16 protein-coding genes are annotated in these 17,137 nt (G+C 43.9%); 6 read left to right on the top strand and 10 right to left on the bottom strand.

The window, feature by feature from the left end:
• The first annotated feature begins 144 nt into the window (after positions 1–144).
• On the top strand, positions 145–963 hold the full coding sequence (locus ACTWP7_RS11025; protein WP_443123214.1) for a C40 family peptidase: 819 nt from the start codon (positions 145–147) through the stop codon (positions 961–963).
• 744 nt (positions 964–1,707) lie between these two features.
• On the opposite strand, the gene ACTWP7_RS11020 is transcribed toward ACTWP7_RS11025, so the two are convergent.
• Genes ACTWP7_RS11020 through ACTWP7_RS11005 form a run of 4 tightly spaced genes read right to left on the bottom strand, consistent with a single transcriptional unit; the run spans position 1,708 to position 5,872 of the window.
• Positions 1,708–2,454, bottom strand: a complete 747-nt coding sequence (locus ACTWP7_RS11020; RefSeq protein ID WP_443123213.1) for a PHP domain-containing protein — start codon at positions 2,452–2,454, stop codon at positions 1,708–1,710.
• A 25-nt stretch (positions 2,455–2,479) separates the two neighbouring features.
• The gene (locus tag ACTWP7_RS11015) at positions 2,480–3,304 is read right to left on the bottom strand and encodes an energy-coupling factor transporter transmembrane component T family protein (RefSeq protein WP_443123212.1); all 825 of its coding nucleotides are present in this window, start codon (positions 3,302–3,304) and stop codon (positions 2,480–2,482) included.
• A complete protein-coding gene (locus tag ACTWP7_RS11010) occupies positions 3,291–5,000 on the bottom strand; it encodes an ABC transporter ATP-binding protein (protein ID WP_443123211.1) in 1,710 nt (569 codons plus the stop codon). The genes ACTWP7_RS11015 and ACTWP7_RS11010 overlap by 14 nt, the downstream gene beginning before the upstream one ends.
• Positions 4,997–5,872, bottom strand: a complete 876-nt coding sequence (locus tag ACTWP7_RS11005) for a cell division protein FtsQ (protein ID WP_443123210.1) — start codon at positions 5,870–5,872, stop codon at positions 4,997–4,999. Before ACTWP7_RS11005 ends, ACTWP7_RS11010 begins: the two co-directional genes overlap by 4 nt.
• Positions 5,873–6,043: 171 nt before the next feature.
• On the opposite strand from ACTWP7_RS11005, the gene ACTWP7_RS11000 reads away from it, so the two are divergent.
• Positions 6,044–6,880 carry a MurR/RpiR family transcriptional regulator gene (locus ACTWP7_RS11000; protein WP_443123209.1) on the top strand — a complete coding sequence of 279 codons (837 nt, stop codon included), beginning with the start codon at positions 6,044–6,046 and terminating at the stop codon, positions 6,878–6,880.
• 77 nt (positions 6,881–6,957) lie between these two features.
• On the opposite strand, the gene ACTWP7_RS10995 is transcribed toward ACTWP7_RS11000, so the two are convergent.
• On the bottom strand, positions 6,958–8,460 hold the full coding sequence (locus ACTWP7_RS10995; protein WP_443123208.1) for a malate:quinone oxidoreductase: 1,503 nt from the start codon (positions 8,458–8,460) through the stop codon (positions 6,958–6,960).
• 193 nt (positions 8,461–8,653) lie between these two features.
• Positions 8,654–9,589: an aldo/keto reductase gene (locus ACTWP7_RS10990; protein ID WP_443123207.1), complete on the bottom strand. Its 936-nt coding sequence runs from the start codon at positions 9,587–9,589 to the stop codon at positions 8,654–8,656.
• A gap of 410 nt (positions 9,590–9,999) precedes the next feature.
• Here ACTWP7_RS10990 and ACTWP7_RS10985 point away from each other — a divergent pair, with 410 nt between their 5' ends.
• The 3 genes from ACTWP7_RS10985 (at position 10,000) to ACTWP7_RS10975 (ending at position 11,310) form a co-directional block, all read left to right on the top strand.
• Positions 10,000–10,833, top strand: coding sequence for a type II toxin-antitoxin system SpoIISA family toxin (locus tag ACTWP7_RS10985; protein WP_443123206.1), 834 nt, complete (start codon positions 10,000–10,002; stop codon positions 10,831–10,833).
• Positions 10,834–10,881: 48 nt separating this feature from the next.
• Complete coding sequence (locus tag ACTWP7_RS10980) at positions 10,882–11,064, top strand: hypothetical protein (RefSeq protein ID WP_443123205.1); 183 nt, start codon at positions 10,882–10,884, stop codon at positions 11,062–11,064.
• Positions 11,065–11,166: 102 nt separating this feature from the next.
• Entirely contained in the window at positions 11,167–11,310 is a 144-nt protein-coding gene (locus ACTWP7_RS10975; protein ID WP_014645262.1) for a hypothetical protein, read from the top strand.
• Positions 11,311–11,608: 298 nt separating this feature from the next.
• Here ACTWP7_RS10975 and cls read toward each other — a convergent pair whose 3' ends face one another.
• A complete protein-coding gene (gene cls, locus ACTWP7_RS10970; protein ID WP_443123204.1) occupies positions 11,609–13,111 on the bottom strand; it encodes a cardiolipin synthase in 1,503 nt (500 codons plus the stop codon).
• 988 nt (positions 13,112–14,099) lie between these two features.
• Here cls and ACTWP7_RS10965 point away from each other — a divergent pair.
• The gene (locus ACTWP7_RS10965; protein WP_443123203.1) at positions 14,100–14,339 is read left to right on the top strand and encodes a hypothetical protein; all 240 of its coding nucleotides are present in this window, start codon (positions 14,100–14,102) and stop codon (positions 14,337–14,339) included.
• 295 nt (positions 14,340–14,634) lie between these two features.
• Here ACTWP7_RS10965 and ACTWP7_RS10960 read toward each other — a convergent pair whose 3' ends face one another.
• From ACTWP7_RS10960 to ACTWP7_RS10950, 3 genes are all read right to left on the bottom strand, one after another.
• Complete coding sequence (locus tag ACTWP7_RS10960; protein ID WP_014645264.1) at positions 14,635–15,006, bottom strand: VOC family protein; 372 nt, start codon at positions 15,004–15,006, stop codon at positions 14,635–14,637.
• 161 nt (positions 15,007–15,167) lie between these two features.
• On the bottom strand, positions 15,168–15,794 hold the full coding sequence (locus ACTWP7_RS10955; protein WP_443123202.1) for a TetR/AcrR family transcriptional regulator: 627 nt from the start codon (positions 15,792–15,794) through the stop codon (positions 15,168–15,170).
• Positions 15,748–17,010 (bottom strand): MFS transporter, encoded by a 1,263-nt coding sequence (locus ACTWP7_RS10950; RefSeq protein ID WP_443123201.1) that lies wholly within the window; start codon positions 17,008–17,010, stop codon positions 15,748–15,750. The genes ACTWP7_RS10955 and ACTWP7_RS10950 overlap by 47 nt, the downstream gene beginning before the upstream one ends.
• Positions 17,011–17,137 lie beyond the last annotated feature (127 nt).

The following is a 17,137-nucleotide window of genomic DNA, read 5'->3' as shown; positions in this document are numbered from 1 at the left end:
AAGGATTAGTTTGAAAGACACGCACTATTCAACATACATCGTTTCAAAACGACAGGAAGTACATAAATCAGATACACAAGACAGCCCTCTTTCAAACTTCTATTGCCCAACGTCCGCAGGAATTTACAACAAGGAGGAGTTTGAATGTATAAATCTAGATCATCCGTACGAAAATATGTGGTTTCATCCACTATGGCCGCAACCATCGTCCTCTCGCCTATGGCAGCTCAGGGTGTATTTGCGCAGGCGAATCCAGACCAAATAGAGGAAAGTGACGCTCAAGAGTCTTCAGAAATTTCCTTCCTGCATAAAGGGGATCAAGGGGAAAGTGTAGAAGCTCTGCAAACTAAACTTCAATCGCTTGGTTATTATACATATAGCCTGGACGGCCTTTTCGGCCCGATTACCGAAGACGCCGTGGAAGAGTTTCAAGCTGATCAAGGTCTCAAGGTAGATGGATTGGCGGGACCGAATACAATGGCCGCGCTATCATCCACCGAAGATACAGGTAAAGAGACTGATGAAGCTCAAGCTCAAGATGAACAGGAAGCAGAAGAAGCACCTGAGGAAGAAGTATCAGCTTCTGGAGAAGTGGATTCCGAATCCAGCGAAGTGGCTGAGGTTGCCGAAGATCTCATCGGCGTCCCTTATGTCTGGGGCGGTACCACACCAGACGGTTTCGACAGCAGCGGCTTCATTCAATATGCTTATGAACAAGCCGGAATCGACCTATCCCGTACGCACCGTACGAATTGGAGTAATAACGGCGAATTCGTTGAGTCACCGGAGGTTGGAGATCTTGTCTTTTTCGAAGACACCTATGATGTAAATGGCGCTTCTCACAGCGGCATTTATGTAGGGGATAACAAGATCGTTCACGCAGGAAGTGACGGCATTGAATACGCCGATCTGACGAATGACTACTGGCAGGACCACTATTTAGGTACGAAGTCTTTTGAATAATAATTAGAAAAAGCTGGCCCCAGCATCATGCGGGGGTCAGCTTTTTGATTACATAGCTCTAGTAAACTTTCATGTTGATTTAAACTAAAGCTCCCGTTTGTTGAAGACTTGATTTCGAGATATTTTGGGTCCGTTACTCTTTGTCGAAGAGGGCTGGTGGGGAAATAACTCGCTTTCCTATGGTCCTACAAGATGTGGGGTCGATCGACGTTGCCACAGGACGTGGCGATCTTAGTCGATCCTCCTTATTACCAGGAGCTTCCTCGCTCGTTTCACTCCCTGCGGGATCTCACCTAGTCCCTTCTCCCATGGGAGTCTCGCCATTTCCCCACCAACCCATCATTTTCTTGGGAACGGACCCTGTTAATAGGAGAAACGGGAAGCTGAAATTGTCTAAAATGCTTCTATAACGAGGTTTACCCTTTGGACAGACTCGGAATTTAACGTAGGCCGTTCTTCCTCAGGTGGAGTATATACGTAAAGGATTTCAAGCGCTCCATGATCGCAAAGGGGTGGAAGGGAACGGCGAAGACTCCTGTGGGATGAACATGATCGGTGAGATCCCGGAAGGCGTAGCCTGAGGAAGCTCACCACATGCCCACGGAAAGCGAGCCGTTCCCTGGAGCCCCTTCTCCACCCAATATCTCGAAACTGAGTCTTCAGCTAAACGGCCCTATTACGTAATCAACCTCTTATAAAAAATCATCAATAACTTTTTACAAAGTCTCTTCCTTAGCGCTTACCCTAAGACGATTGTTTTTTGAGCATCTTCTTCACGACCTTGGCCGAATGCACTTTCGTATCCAGACACGGAGAGACTTCGGTTTCATAGTTCTGGTTCCTAAGAGCGTCTTTTAACTCGGTAATGGTATCACAATCCGGGAAGCGATTGTAGATCGATCCATACTGCAGGTACTGGTGCGTGTCACTGCCGCCTACTACCGGCGTGTCATATTGTCTGCCGAGGTTCTCTACTCTTTGTTTCATCGTCCTGCCGTACTTAAATAAATCCTTGCCATTAATATCAAATGCATCAAATTGACGCAGGATCTCCTCATCATGATGCACCCACGGAGTAGATTCTCGATAAGGGTGCGCCGCAATTTTAAGAACATCATAGTCAGCCAGAAATTCTACTAAATCCTTCACGTTTATAAACTGATCTTCCTCTTCGTGACCGATTAATCGTTTTCTGATGGCCTTAATGCTGTCACGATCTCCCACCACTAAAAAGTGGCCCGTTTCTTTTACATCAATTTCAATTCCAGGGAAAACCTTTAACTCACCTACCTGGTAATGGCCCCCTTGATAAGGAAAGACCTCTTCCATTTCTTCATAAAAGGATAAAAAATTCTCGGCGTTAAAATGCTCAGTGACAGCTACAGCATCAAGTCCATTTTCATGGGCTGATTCCATTTTTTCTTTAAATTCTTCCGTAGATACGGGGATTTTTTTGGATAAATTGGCGTGTGTGTGGAAATCAATATTCATCATCGGATCCCTCTTTCTTTTCTATTTATAATGGATAATAGTTCCCTGCTGCGTAGATTACGAGTAAGATAGCGATGGAAAGCAGAGAAAATCTATAATCCTGGGTTGTCAGTTTCAGATGTGACAGCTTTTGTTTCTTAGCTTCTTTGTTATGAAGGGAATAAGAAAACCCTTTGACCTCTAAAGCTTCTACCGTCGTACGAGTTTTCTTCGCAGTATTCAGCATCATCGGATAGAACGCTTTGACGACAATTTTGGAATAATAATAGACGGTTCTCCATTTCAGGAAGCCGCCGTTCACTGGCGCTTTCCCTCTTAAGCGGAACGAAAGGATAATCTGCTGATACTCATCTAATAAAATAGGAAGCATGCGGTATCCATACGATACGGCGAAGCTGAACTGGGCTGGGACGCCGAAGCTTAGTAACGCATCACTGAGCTTCTCCGGGTCCATGCTGGCAAAGGCGGCAATACTCGCGATCGACATAATCGTTATTTTCATCGTGAAGGTAATTAAGGAGGAAAACGCAGCCCATTCCCCTCCGAACAATAAGACTAAGAGGAGGATATAAAATAATTCTCCGATCACCCCTATCGTCAATAAACCTATGATCAGGGGGCTGACGCGTGAAACGAATGAAATAATCGTCGTATAGACAAGCAGACCTACCAGAATCGTCTGGTTAAACGTAAACCAGGGAAGCAGGCTGACAATGAAATACCAGACAATAATTAATCTCGGGTCTTTTTTTCCCATATAGGAATCTTTCTTACCGAAAGCGGTTTTCAATAACTCCAGTTTGATCCATTCTAAATTGTACGTTTTCTTCAAGCGGCTAACGAACTCCATAGCTCTCCTCCCTTTCTACATCGTTCATAAAATCGGAGATGGATAAAGCTACAGGATCTAACATCAACTGATTGGAAAGCTGAACAATTTGAGGAGGGATTAATCCGGCCCGGTCACAAATCTGCTCCTTGGCAAACAAGTCCACCGGTGCCCCATCAAATACAATTTTTCCTTTATCCATAACAATCACCCGGCTGGCCCACTCGGCGACTAATTGCATATCGTGGGTAGCAATCAACACACTTTTCACTTGCTCGCTGACTTGATGCAGGGTTCTGACCATCTCCTGACGGCTTTTGACATCAAGGCTTGCGGTCGGTTCGTCTAACATAAGCAGCGAAGGCTGAATCGCAAGCCCGATCGCTAACGAGGACCTTCTTTGCTGACCGCCGCTCAGTAAACGTCCGTCTTTTTCAATCACTTCTTCCAGACGAAAAGAAGTAACCAGCTGCTGCAGGAAGTCATCCATCTGCAGTTCTCTAGAATCCGCAAAGAAAGACAAGTCTTTCGATATGCTATCCTCGATAAACATCTCTTCTGGATTTTGAAACACGTACGCTACGACCTGTGATAATTTCTCGAGTGACGTCTTCTCAAGTTCGTACGGCCCAATATGTCCTGTGCCTTCTGAAGGTTTGATAATTCCAGCCAGACATTTCATCAGCGTAGTCTTGCCGGCTCCGTTCGTGCCGACTAAAGCAATCCGCTCTTTTTCTTTAATCGATAGATCAAGATCATCTAATATGGTAATTTTCTGGTTTTTCAGGGACTTGGCATAGTGGCTCACATGCTCAAGACTCACGATTTCTTCTCTATCTTCGTTTACTTCAGAAACACGCCTCTCTCTGCCTGTATCCTTCCTTTTATAACCCCCAAAGTAGTCCACGGCTTCATCGATGGTGATGGGCAGACTGTTTTTTTCCGGATTCCTGGCGCCAACAGCCGCCTGGGTCACCTGTGGCGGGAAGATCTGACGGACAAGTAGATCGTCAATCCGTTGAAGTCCGGTTTTCACATCATGCTTCCATAGCACGCCTCCCTGATCGAGCAGCGCTACATCCGAGCAGAAATCAGCGATGAATTCGGTATGATGTTCAATGACGATAATGGTCTTGCCATGCTCTTGTTGAAGAATTTTTAACTTCTCGTAAATTTCCTTCGCATGATGCGGATCCAGCTGCGCGACAGGCTCATCAATAATAAGGATCTCCGGATTTAAGGCTAAAACGCCTGCGATCGCTGTTAAGTGCTTTTGTCCACCGCTAAGCTGCCAGATACTTTTATCTTTAATATCCGTTAACCCCAGCACATCCAGGGCCCATTCGGCTTTTTCTTTAAAATCAGGTTCTCCGAAGTTTAAAGGGGCAAAGACGACATCCTCAAATACCGTCGGACGCATTAATTGGTTCTCGAAATCCTGATACACATAACCTACTTTCTGACTCAACACAGCGACAGCAGATTCATACATATTAATTCCGTCTACAGAAACGGAGCCTTCGAAGTCCCCGGTATAATAATGCGGAATCAGCCCATTGATGGTTTTACACAAGGTGGACTTGCCGCTTCCATTGCCACCGATGATCGCTAGAAATTCTCCCTTATTCACCGTAAGAGAGGAATCCTGGAGGACCCAATCCGTGCCTCCAGGATATTTAAAAGATACTTGATCGATCGTAATGATGGGTTCCTTCATGCTGACTTCCCTTCCTTACGCTGGCTGGAAGACCCCATCATTTTCACCGCGATCGAAACTGCTACAACGAAGATGATAGCGGCAGCAGAAATCGGCAGCCAAATATACCCTTCTCCAAACTGTTCTAAGAACTCAGGCTCCCATACGGCGAAGTTGATATCCATCTCTGCCATAAATTCGGCCACAATTCCAACGAAGGTGAGGAAAATCGCGAGGATGACAAACCTTACCGACAACCATCCCGTCATAGAGGCTTTCACGCGACCTTCACGAGGCTTAATTCCGAGCAGAGGTTCAATTTTTCCATATAATCTGGGAATTAAATACAAGGTAGGAATCAGACCAAAAATGATGCCGGAAATTATCATTTCTGTCAGGAAGCTGAGTCCCTCAATCGCGAGGATCGATTCCGGCAATCCAGGCACGGCTTCTACTTCTTCAATGCCAAACCAGACCTTACCCACATCGACGATCGTACTTAGCATTTGATCAATGGCAATCCCGACAAGCGCTGCAATACCGATCTGCTTCTTACTTTTAAGGTTGGTTACCAGCAAGCCGGCAATGTACATGGCGAGTGTAAATTGAATAAAACCTTCTAATTCTCCAAGTCCACCAAAATCACCTAACAGTAAATCCCCAAAAATAATTTCGCCTACAGAAGCTCCAACTGCTGCATATAAAGGGTGAAAAAGCATAACTAACGACAAAGGAATAAAGGCAAGATACGAAACGGAAATTTCTACAGGACCTATTACAAATTCAGGTAGCAGCTCTGTGAATAAATTAGCCAGTCCAAACAAAGACATCGCTAAAATAAAAATCATCATCTTCTGAGACTGCGAATACTGCTCACGGTTTAATTGGTTCATGTGAATGACCTCCCTAATGTTTTTCTAATTCTTATGGTAAGAAACAAACGTAAATGGACTTCCCCGCTTTTCTATAAAGGTTTGTAAATAAAGTAAACATTTTTATAAGAATGAAAGTTTTTTTTCAAACAAAAAAGAAATCGGGTTATACTTCACGAGGGAGGGGTGGATATGGAGTCATTATTTTCACTGGAAGGAGTTCACTTAACTCCGAAGCAGAGAAGAATCGCCGATGTGGTGGAGAAAGAGGGAACGTCCATCGTTTATCACACGGAAAAGGAAATAGCCGATAAATCGGGGGTCAGCGTCCCCACGGTATCAAGGTTCTGGCCGCTTATCGGCTTTACGAATTTCAAGGATTTCAAGCAGGTGATGAAGGGTCGGATCGAAGTGACCCCGGAGAATAAATTTAAGAACTTCGCCGAGCAGATGGATGAAGATCACATCTTGAATCGACTGATTGAACATCATTTTAAAAATCTGGTTCAGACTGGCAACCATCTGAACAAAGAACATATGCAAAAAGCGATTCAGACGATCTGCACCGCTTCAGACGTGTATATTTACGCACCCGCTTCATCGGAGGGACTTGGGGATCTACTAGAATTTCGTCTGAAACGGTTTGGTATTCGGATCGAACGGATCGCTAAAAGCGGATTTGAAGTCTACGAATCGATGCTGCACATGTCCTCAGCTTCGACCCTGATCGTTTTTCAATTTGTCGAGATGCTTGCTGAAACCCAGGCCTTATTTGAACATGCCAATTCCCTGGGAATGAAAATTATATTAATTACCGATCAATTGGTTTCGAACTTGCATGAGTATGTAGACTATTCGCTTTACACACACCGCGGGGAAATGTGGGAATTCCATACGATGGTGGCTCCCGTCGCTGTTCTCGAGGCCATGGTGATGGGCGTGGGGCTGGAATTAGAGGAAGTATCACTGGAACGTTTAAAAACATTAAGTGACTTACGAAAAACGTATAAGCATTTAATTCCTAAGTAACATCATGAAAAAGGATGACCCCTGCTTGAAGCAGAGATCATCCTTTTTTAGTACCCTATTCTTTTTTATACGATGAACTATTGATGGACCGGTTCTTTTTCCTTCAGCCCAAGCGTTCTCGCCGTGGAACTGTGGATTTCGTTCAGAAGATCCTGATGCTCACTCAGCGATTTCCCGTAAGAAGGAACCATTTCCGTAAGCTTCGGCCCCCATTCATCCATATATTGCGGGAAGCATCGATCGAGCACGTCCATCATGACATGCACCGCCGTAGAAGCACCCGGCGAAGCACCGAGTAATGCTGCAATCGATCCATCGGCACTATTCACAATCTCGGTACCGAACTGCAGCGTTCCTTTACCGCCTTCTTCTGTATCTTTAATCACCTGCACACGCTGGCCTGCGACGACAAGATCCCAATCCTCGCTTTTCGCATCCGGGATAAATTCGCGCAGCGCTTCCATCCGTTGTTCTTTCGTCTGCATGACCTGACCAATTAAGTATTTCGTCAGGGATATTTCCTTCACACCCGCCGCAAGCATGGTCAAGATATTACTCACTTTAATCGAAGTGAATAAATCAGCGAGCGAACCCGCTTTTAAGAACTTCGGAGAGAAGCCGGCAAACGGACCGAACAACAGCGACTGCTCGTTATCGATATACCTCGTATCCAAGTGTGGTACCGACATCGGCGGAGCACCAGCTGCAGCCTTGCCATAGACTTTCGCCTCATGCTGCTTCGCCACTTCCGGATTGTTACAGACCATGAACTGTCCGCTTACTGGAAAACCGCCAAAGCCTTTCCCTTCAGGCACACCGGATTTCTGCAGCAGATGCAGACTGCCGCCACCGCCGCCGACAAAGACGAAATCAGCGGAATGAAGCGCCGTTTGATCACTGTCCATATGCTGGACTTTGACCATCCACGAGCCATCATCTGCACGCTTCACATCGTCCACGCGCTGATTATAGTGCAATTGAACGTCCTGGCTTTCCAAGTGATCAAACATCTTCTCGGTTAAGGTTCCGAAGTTCACATCGGTTCCGGTTTCCATTCGAGTCGCCGCCACCGGCTCATCCAGCGTGCGGTTCTTCATAATCAGCGGAATCCATTCCTTCAGCTTTTCCGGATCCTCGGAAAATTCCATCCCCTTAAATAGTGGATGATCGGTCATCGTTTCATAACGCTTTTTCAAAAAGTTAATGTTGTCTCTGCCGTGTACGAGACTCATATGAGGCAGGGAGCGCACGAATTCTTCCGGGTTATGGATGTAGCCTTTGCTTAGGAGGTATGACCAATACTGCTTCGTAATCTGGAACTGTTCATTGATTTTAATCGCTTTACTGATATCGATCGATCCATCGCTCTGCTCTTTTGTGTAATTGAGTTCACAAAGTGCCGCATGGCCCGTCCCGGCGTTATTCCATACGTTCGAGCTTTCTCCACCTGTCTTATCAAGCTTTTCAAACACTTTAATATTCCAATCGGGTGCTAATTCTTTCAGAAGCGATCCTAATGTGGCACTCATGATGCCGGCGCCGATCAGGACGACATCCTTACTCGTTTCTCTGTTGGTCATTGTTAACCATCCTTATTCCTGAGTTTTGCAGAGAAGCAGCGAGCGGTATTCAGTCGCGCCTCTCCAATGATTATTTACTAGCTACCTATATGATAACGCTTTAACAGTGAAAAAGTCATGCTTCCTTACCCATTATACATGATTCATAACTGGTAAAAAAAGGTTCATTTATCCGGTAAGGGATCCCCTCCCCTTACCACGTCAACCTGGAATCCTTGATTTCTTCTTCCCAAAAATCTTTTAATTCCTTAACCATTTGCATGGGCAGGACACCTTCTGAGGCACTCAGATTGTGATTTAATTGTGAAATATTTTTAGCTCCAGGAATGATGACAGACACCTCTCTGTACGAAAGAATAAATCGCAGGGCTGCCTGTACCATCGAGTAGTCATTCCCTACAATACGACGAACTTGTTCGACTAACGTTCCTCTTCTTTCGATTTCCTCTGCACTCCACCTGCTTCTGATTCCACTAAAGGTGCTGTTGGCATCGTACTTTCCGGTAAGCCATCCAGAATCAAGTGGAACCTTGGTAATAACGCCAACTCCTTGCTCATGGGCTGATGACATGGCGTCCGCTGGTTCTTGATGGAAAAGGTTGAACATCACCTCAATGACCTGACTCTCCGTTTGATTCAATAGTTCAGCCATCTCTTTTCCCGTATCGACCGAAGCCCCAAAAGCTCTGATCTTTCCCTCGTCTTTCAGTTTTTGTAGTACCTCAAACTGCGGACTATTTCCATGAAGAGAGGAGAAAGGAGGATTATGCAGGAGAAGACTATCCAGATAATCCGTCTGTAACCTTCGTAAACTATCTTCTACTGATGCTATCAATCTTTCAGGATCAAAGTTTTGTTCATCATTCGGATGATGGCCGCATTTACTGCTAATGACCACCTGATCTCTTTTTCCTTTAAGAGCTTGTCCCAGCAGTTCCTCACTTTTACCCGCGCCATAATTAGGAGCGGTATCAAAGAAATTGCAGCCCGAATCCTTAGCTGCCTTCACTAGATCAATCGCTTCATTATCGGACATCTTTCCCCAGTCTTTCTCATTACCTAATTGCCACGCTCCAAAACCAACTTCGGACACTTGAATTCCTGTATTACCTAAGCTGCGTGTTTTCAATTTGGTTTTCACCTTCTCTGTTTCATTTTTAAGTTAAAGGTACGGATTAAGTAAAATAGATCGATGTTTCTTATGCGTTCTTATTCGACGAATGAATAGGAATAAACCTTCCACTGACAGTTTACACCCAAGAACGAACAAATTCTAATAGGAAGATGATGCACCGATGTCATAAGAGTTCTATAAGAAGCCTTAGACTCTTTTAGAAAAAGAACGGACAACCTAGAGTCCTGTTGCTTCGACAACTCTACCATTCTTATGGATAGGGTTGTTTTTCTTTTTAAACAGAGTTCCAATCTCTGGAATGGTAAAATAGAATTAACTTACTACCTTTCGATACATGAGGAGGCGGAGCTGATATGTAAAACAGACAAATCAGTAGATCTTTAAAATGGAGGGGAGAGGATGACTTGGCTTTTAATTTCTTTGTAGGGGCGTTATTGGTTTTTACTATAGGAAACTATCTATTTTTCTTATGGGATCAACAGAAATATTGGTTGTCTTTAACGAAAATTAGAAAGACTTTGTACACTCTTTATGTGGGTGGACTCGCTGTAGGACTGTTGGTGGGAGAGACACATCTATCTAATTGGCCGTTCATCTTAACAATCACTACTGTCATAGTATTTATGGATTTAGCGTTATTACTAACTCCAAGCATTATGAAGCTATGGAAAGCAGAGTTTGAACGCAATAACGATTTGCAAAACATTATTCTGACATATGAAAAGGTGAGAAAAGCAAATTACCGACGGGTTGAAACCATGTCAGCCATGATTCAAAATGCACATAACTATTTTCCAGATGATTACTTTCCGATGCTAAGTCGCGCTAGAGATATAGAAAAGTACCTAAAAGAGTACACAGACCTGTATGGTATATCTGTTCAAGTGTCTCCCTTGGAAGTGTCTCCGCCTGAGTATAATCCTGGATGGGAAACAATGAGTGAAGAAGAAAAATATGAATATGAAGAAGTCCAGCCTGTATATGAAGCTATTTTAAGACAGTTGGACACCATTGAAGCCACTCATAATTTTGAGATGGGAAATCATAAAGAGGAATATGCCGATTACCTGCTTCAATATGAAGTGGTTTCTTTAATAGAGGAAGAAAGCATGATTGTTCCCGTGATCAACAATAAAGAGCACTATTTAATAGTTTTGAAGAGTGAACGCGGGGAAGTATTAGAAATAGACGCTCTTCATATCGTTAATCTAACCAACCTGTATCACCTGTATCGTTAGCTATGTGTTATAATAAGTGTAAGAACACTTGTAAAAGGAGGGCTTACTATGAGTATCAAACTTCCTCAGAAAACAAAAATTAGAGGCAAAGTTCTGAAAGGTGCTAACAATCGCCATGCCCGCTTCTCCAGGGAAGGACAAGTGACTACGTTATCGGAGCATTCCAAAAGTAAAACGACCAAAGAACTTGAAAGACTGAATAAAAAAATAATGTCGTATCTGAATCGATAGATTACAAACAGGGTGCCCCAATAAGCACCCTGTTTTTTTGTATAGATTTCCTGTCCTTTGAATAGAATGAGTAAAAACAAGGGAGAAGGGAGATCAAGCCAAATGGCTAAAGATCCCAAACGAATTGAAAAATTCAAGCGTGGCATTACTCATTTTTCAGAAGAAACGTTGGCTAATTCAAAAATGGCAAAGCTCCATAAAGAAGCCATGAAAAAGATTCTAGCGTATAAAGGAAGATTTGGTTGATAGATAGATTTACAAACGGTTTATGACTGGGAATCGATTAACCTAACGTACGAACTGTAGAACAATATGATTTGTATTTATAGCTTAATCGGAACAGAGACATCTATTGTCTGCGGAAAGGTTGTGGGTTCAAATCCAATAACCCCCCTTAACTTTGTCTTAGGAGAGCAGCTTTTTCTTTCAAAATCCCTACTAATAAAAAAGCGGCGATTCTAATTGAAGAACCTCCTCCAGTATCCGTATTAAAAAAAGAGCTTCCACTTTCATGGAAGCTCTTTTCATATTATCTATGCCACTACTACAAAGCAGGTGAAAATAAACGGGCAAAAGATTCCTTGGTTCGAACAAGGACCCCTCTATTTTGAAAAGCTTCTGCATCCACTTTATGGCTGTTCTCCATATCATGTTTATAGTTATCGATCAGACTCTGCACGCTTGAAGTCCGGAATAAAAAGGCATTCACTTCGAAATTTAAATTCAGGCTTCTAAAATCGACGTTAGCCGTCCCGATTGACGCAGACCGACCATCTACAATCATAATTTTCTGGTGCATAAACCCTTTTTGATACTGATAAATCTCAATTCCTTTATTGAGGAATTGAGCAAAATAAGACCGGGTGGCATATTTCGGTAAATAACCATCACTGATCTCGGGCACCATCAATTTAACCTCGACCCCTTTCTTCGCCGCCATGGACAGGGCCGTACGAATGTCCTTATCCGGCACGAAGTAAGGCGTAGCGATCCACACAGAATGCTTAGCGGTCGCAATCATATCGAAATAAAGCTCCGCGATCATGCCCTGATTGGCGTCAGGACCACTGCCCAGTATCTGTACCCCGCCAGAGTACTCCTCCTTATTCTGAACAGGCGTGTACGTATCCAGACCCAGGGTCTCATTTTTCAAATAGGACCAGTCAATCATGAAAATCGTCTGGAGACTTCGTATGGATTCTCCTTTTACTTTCAGGTGCGTATCCCGCCAGAAACCGATTTTAGGATGTCGTCCAAGATATTCATCACCGATATTTAGGCCGCCGACAAACGCAGTGTCGCCATCGACTACAATAATTTTCCGATGGGTGCGGAAATTAATCTTCTGAGTGAAGAATCCACTTGTTATAGAATGAAAACAAGCCATTTCGACACCGGCTTTTTTCATGCTGCGCTTCGCATTCCCCGACATTCCAATACTGCCGGCCGCATCAAAAATGACCTTAACCTCAAGACCCTGTTCCGCTTTTTCCTTCAGAATATCGATAATCTCCTGGCCAATCTGGTCATCACGAAAGGTATAATACTCCATGTGAATATATTCTTTAGCTTCCTGCAAACGTTCTTTAATAGCAGGAAACGTCTCGTCCCCATCTTTTAAGACGGATACTTCAGAAGAGAAACTAATCGGAAAGCCTGATTCCGCTTCGATTCTATTGGAAATAAACTGCTCTTCACTGGTCAGCTGATTCCAGCCACTAGATGTGTTTTTATCGATAGAAGAATCTAAATACCTTTGGTTATCCTCTCTTTTACTTTCGAATAAATGTCCTCTGACCTGTAATTGACCTGAATAGACAAAGAAAACGTAACCCACCACCGGGAAAAATAGGATCGAATAGAGCCATAATAGTGTTTTGTGGGGCGAACGATTTTCCAAAATCAGTACATAACAGACAGATACTATGATTACTATATAAACAGCGGCGGCCGATACCCTGATCGGAAAGGGCTGCTCGCTAAATAACGTCAGATAAAATGTAATGCCGAGTAGTAGAATGAAAACGATTTGTCTCATTTGCTTCATTAGGTGTACTTCTCCCTCTTTTTCTCCGTGTAAATCTTCCTATAATACATCTGCCAATTTCCCTTTTAAAAAATGAAATAAACATGGGTGATCGAAGGAAGAACCGTTCACACTATTCAGCTCCTGAGACCCTCGTTTAAATGCCGCAAGCACCATTATCTCACGTTTTTCCAGTCCCAGATTTCAGCTGCTACTCTCACTGGACAATCCCAATGAACATAATGGCTGGTATTTTCTCCCCCCCGTAACTGTGACCTTTTTAACTCATTCTATACTTTTTCAATCCTTTTTGCCTGGGGAGATCAGTAGGAGGCAAGGTGGAATGGAGTCATAAAACCGGACATTCAATGTGTGGATAAGCAGTGGAGCACGGTTCTAATTAGAATGCTTTAATGATTGCCAAAAGGCTCTGACGGTCTGCTTTTAAAACGTAGTGAACATCCACTTTCTTAAAATTTGTGGAGATGGTCGAATCGAGAAAAAAGTTAAAGCCCCTGCCCTGAAAATATATACACAATGGAGGGGGATCTTGTAGATGAGGAAATGGTTGATTAATTCATAGACTGTTTATTTCCCGCTACTCTTAACAGTGGTCTTGTCCAAATGGGCTAGACCTATAGTTTTGTAGACAACCGAAACACGTATCATAGGTTAAGAAGGATGAAGAAGGATGGAAACATGCGGGCTGCTATTTCCGTTGCTCACCTGAAGAACCCTAACCTTTACGAAAGTAAAACTTTTCACCTACGCTCGTTTATAATGACCATTTTGACTCACGACTCCCCCTCTTTTTTGTAAATAAAAGGAGGAATTGTGAATTAAAAGAAGAATATATCTATTTGTATTTGAGTGAAAATATAACGATAATAGGAAAACTATATACCCAATTAAGAGATAATAGAAGTTATCATGGTTCACTTATGGTCTTTAGATGGGCTCCGCCTAAAGCCTATGCATATAAACGATAATAAGAACGGAGGATGATACGTTGTTGTTAATGATCGAGTTAGTTGGTTTCTTAATATTTCTTAGTGTATTTCTTTTATTTCAAAAGAAATTCGGAAAGATATTCATGTCCTATGTGTCTATAGGGATTGCAGCTTTCTTTCTAATTTCCCTTTTGTCCTTCGGCATCGATGATTCATCAAGATTACTTTTTGTACTTGGAATCGTTACTATGATTGGCCTGGTCCGTACTCTCAAGAAAGAAAAAAAACAATTGAAATAGCCCTCTCCTTTTATAGGAAGGGCTTTGTTTATGTCCAATGATAAGGAGGTGACCTATGACTCATGCTGAACAGATCTAAAAGAACTACATATCTCTCGTCGTTGTCGTCCCGTCCATTAAGTCATTAGACAAATGAAAAACTAAAAACAATTTATGGAGGAATTATTCTACATGCCCCGACAGGTTCAAAGAATAAGGTCGAAAGCCTCCATTAACTGATTTTGAGTTCCCATAAACTCCTGAAGTCCCCCAACTCCCATTGTGTTCCACACGGATGTCCTTTGCATCTACCAACCTATCTGTGCTGATCGATCAGGATCGGGTTCCCATCAGGGTCTACCATAGTAATGTTTTCCGGCCCCTCCGTCGTTTCGTCAGCTTCAGATACCAGGTTCACTCCGTGTTCCTTAAGATGCTTCTGGATTTCCCGCACATCTGTAAATGGATTCACATCTTCGGCATTCTGATTCCAGCCAGGATTGAACGTTATGATGTTGTCTTCAAACATTCCCTGAAACAGACCAATGACACTGTTTTCATTCTTCATCATCAGCCAATTTTGCGTAATGTCACCCCCGAATACTTCAAATCCCAGCTTTTCATAAAAGGCTTTCGATGTATGAATGTCTTTCACACTTAAACTTATAGAAAAAGCACCTAAACGCATAAAAATTCCTCCTGGATATTTATTTGTACTTAGATAGGTTCGCTTTTATTGGGTAAAAGTCCTTTTTCACGTTCTCCATCTGCAAAAGTTTCCTTACTATATTTGTCCTAAATGGAAGCGGCCTGTAAGCAAATACCCACAAGCCCAAATAAAAATCCCCCTCATGAAGAGGAGGATACATCCAGCGCCATCTTTAAATACTCGACAAACAACTCCGACTGCTCCTTCACTCTCACCTTTTCCTCAGGCAGAATGGCATGGTCAAGCGCCAGACCATCTACAAACGTAATAATCGATCTCGCTAACAACTCGCTATCATAGCGGTCGCTGAACTCTCCGGCTTCCTGACCGGCTTTAATGATTTCGTCGTAAATGCTCAGTCCTATCTCATACCGCTTCTCCCCATAGGTGCGACGGCGTTCATCGTTGCGGCCGGTGATAAAGAATTCGAGCTTGCTCGGGGCGAGCGGGTCCATATTCGCATCAGGACTTCCAACTTCTCCGAACATCAGCTCCATGAGTAGGGTCCAGTGCTGAGATACTGATTCTTCAAGAGAAAAATCTGCCTCTTCCGCTTCCTGACTAAGTCCTTCTTCAAGAATCGCTTCGAACAGATCCTCTTTATTAGCAAAGTATTGGTAAAGCCCGCCCCGGCTGACATTGGCGGCTTCCATGACGTGCTTCATCGTCGTATGTTCATAACCATGCTCGATAAAAACGCTGGTTGCGGCCTCCATAATATCAGCTCGTCGTTGCTTCAGGTGCTCTTTGCTTACTCGTGGAGACATCTGCATTCCCTCGCTCTACTTTTCGTTTTGTCAAAAATCCAATCAGTGATACCAGGACGAGAAGGCTCGCCGTAATCGTAAACGTCGGAACCACTCCGATGATCGTCGCGATCCACCCTCCAAGCAGCGGACCAATGATCGTCGCCGTTGTCATCACGCTGTTGAGAACGCCGAACACGCGGCCCGTCATATGGACAGGCGTGTGTACTTGGACGGTCGCCTGGAAAGGGACGAAAATCAGGCTCGCTGAGAAGCCGGCCGTGAATCCGAGTCCTGGCCCCCAGAGGATGGAATAACCAAGGTCGTAATGGGCAAGGACACCCATCATGCCAAAGCTCGCGCCGATCCCACAAACGCCAAGAAGCATGAGTGGATAAGGATTATAGTCAGTTTTTTTCGTTAGTAAAAAGCCAGCCGTGAACATCCCGAGACCAGACCCAGTCACAAGGTACCCGAATAAATCAGGAGAGGCATAGGTCAATTCCCTAATCAGCACGATCAGTTGTGAATCGGCAGCCTGCAGGATCAACAGGCTGAGTCCCACCAGGGCCAAACCATACAACATGAAGCGGCTTGATTTGATAAAAGAAAATCCTAACGCGAATTCCTTCTTGAAGGACTCCTGTTCAGCTTCCGTTTTCGATAATTCATCATGGACGGCGTTCGGAATGAACAGCAGGATCACCGCCGAAACCGCGAAGGTGGCTGAGTCGATCATGAACACCTGCTGGGCACCGAATACCGTCACAAGTAAGCCACTCACAAGCGGACCGAGAATCTTAGTCGACGAATCGATCATTGAGGTGATCGACATCGCCCCTTTCATATCTTCCTCTGCCACGATTTCCTTCAACTTTCCGTTTTTCGCTGGAATGAACAGCGAGGAAAAAATCCCGACCGCGAGCAGCGTGGCATAAACCATCCAGAGCGATGAAGCCACGGTTAAAAGAAGAATCAAACCTGCCCGGACCACATCCGATACGATCATAAGCGTTTTCCGGCTGAAACGGTCCGCTACCATACCGGCCGCAGGGCCAAACAACGCCATCGGTACCGCTAAGCATAAGAATACGAACGAAACCTCAAGCGGTGAAGCTTCCCATTTCAAGCCGACCAGCGAAATGATGGCGACGATGCTGAGCCAGTCGCCAATGCTGGAAATGGCCTGGGCGGACATCAAGGTGATATACCCTTTGTTCTTTAATAAACGCTTCATGTACGTGCCCCTCTCCCTAAAAAGACATTCGTGTCGTTTTGATACTTTATATTATAGCGACACTGGTGTCGTTTTGCAATCGTTTTTTAAATTTGGCTCTTTAAATGTTGATAAAGGAGAACTATTT

The sequence above is a fragment of the Halobacillus sp. B29 genome (genome assembly GCF_052246755.1).
GTDB classification, from domain to species: Bacteria; Bacillota; Bacilli; order Bacillales; family Halobacillaceae; genus Halobacillus; species Halobacillus halophilus.
The sequence above is the reverse complement of the archived record's forward strand: the minus strand, read 5'-3'. Positions and strand labels throughout refer to the sequence as shown.

What these genes read in the sequence shown, in the direction of transcription:
- cls (WP_443123204.1), bottom strand. Translation starts at nt 13,111, where the DNA reads ATGAAGCAAATGAGACAAATCGTTTTCATTCTACTACTCGGCATTACA.
- ACTWP7_RS10995 (WP_443123208.1), bottom strand. Translation starts at nt 8,460, where the DNA reads ATGACCAACAGAGAAACGAGTAAGGATGTCGTCCTGATCGGCGCCGGC.
- ACTWP7_RS10975 (WP_014645262.1), top strand. Translation starts at nt 11,167, where the DNA reads ATGGCTAAAGATCCCAAACGAATTGAAAAATTCAAGCGTGGCATTACT.
- ACTWP7_RS11000 (WP_443123209.1), top strand. Translation starts at nt 6,044, where the DNA reads ATGGAGTCATTATTTTCACTGGAAGGAGTTCACTTAACTCCGAAGCAG.
- ACTWP7_RS11010 (WP_443123211.1), bottom strand. Translation starts at nt 5,000, where the DNA reads ATGAAGGAACCCATCATTACGATCGATCAAGTATCTTTTAAATATCCT.
- ACTWP7_RS10950 (WP_443123201.1), bottom strand. Translation starts at nt 17,010, where the DNA reads ATGAAGCGTTTATTAAAGAACAAAGGGTATATCACCTTGATGTCCGCC.
- ACTWP7_RS11015 (WP_443123212.1), bottom strand. Translation starts at nt 3,304, where the DNA reads ATGGAGTTCGTTAGCCGCTTGAAGAAAACGTACAATTTAGAATGGATC.
- ACTWP7_RS10980 (WP_443123205.1), top strand. Translation starts at nt 10,882, where the DNA reads ATGAGTATCAAACTTCCTCAGAAAACAAAAATTAGAGGCAAAGTTCTG.
- ACTWP7_RS10955 (WP_443123202.1), bottom strand. Translation starts at nt 15,794, where the DNA reads ATGTCTCCACGAGTAAGCAAAGAGCACCTGAAGCAACGACGAGCTGAT.
- ACTWP7_RS10960 (WP_014645264.1), bottom strand. Translation starts at nt 15,006, where the DNA reads ATGCGTTTAGGTGCTTTTTCTATAAGTTTAAGTGTGAAAGACATTCAT.
- ACTWP7_RS11005 (WP_443123210.1), bottom strand. Translation starts at nt 5,872, where the DNA reads ATGAACCAATTAAACCGTGAGCAGTATTCGCAGTCTCAGAAGATGATG.
- ACTWP7_RS11020 (WP_443123213.1), bottom strand. Translation starts at nt 2,454, where the DNA reads ATGAATATTGATTTCCACACACACGCCAATTTATCCAAAAAAATCCCC.
- ACTWP7_RS11025 (WP_443123214.1), top strand. Translation starts at nt 145, where the DNA reads ATGTATAAATCTAGATCATCCGTACGAAAATATGTGGTTTCATCCACT.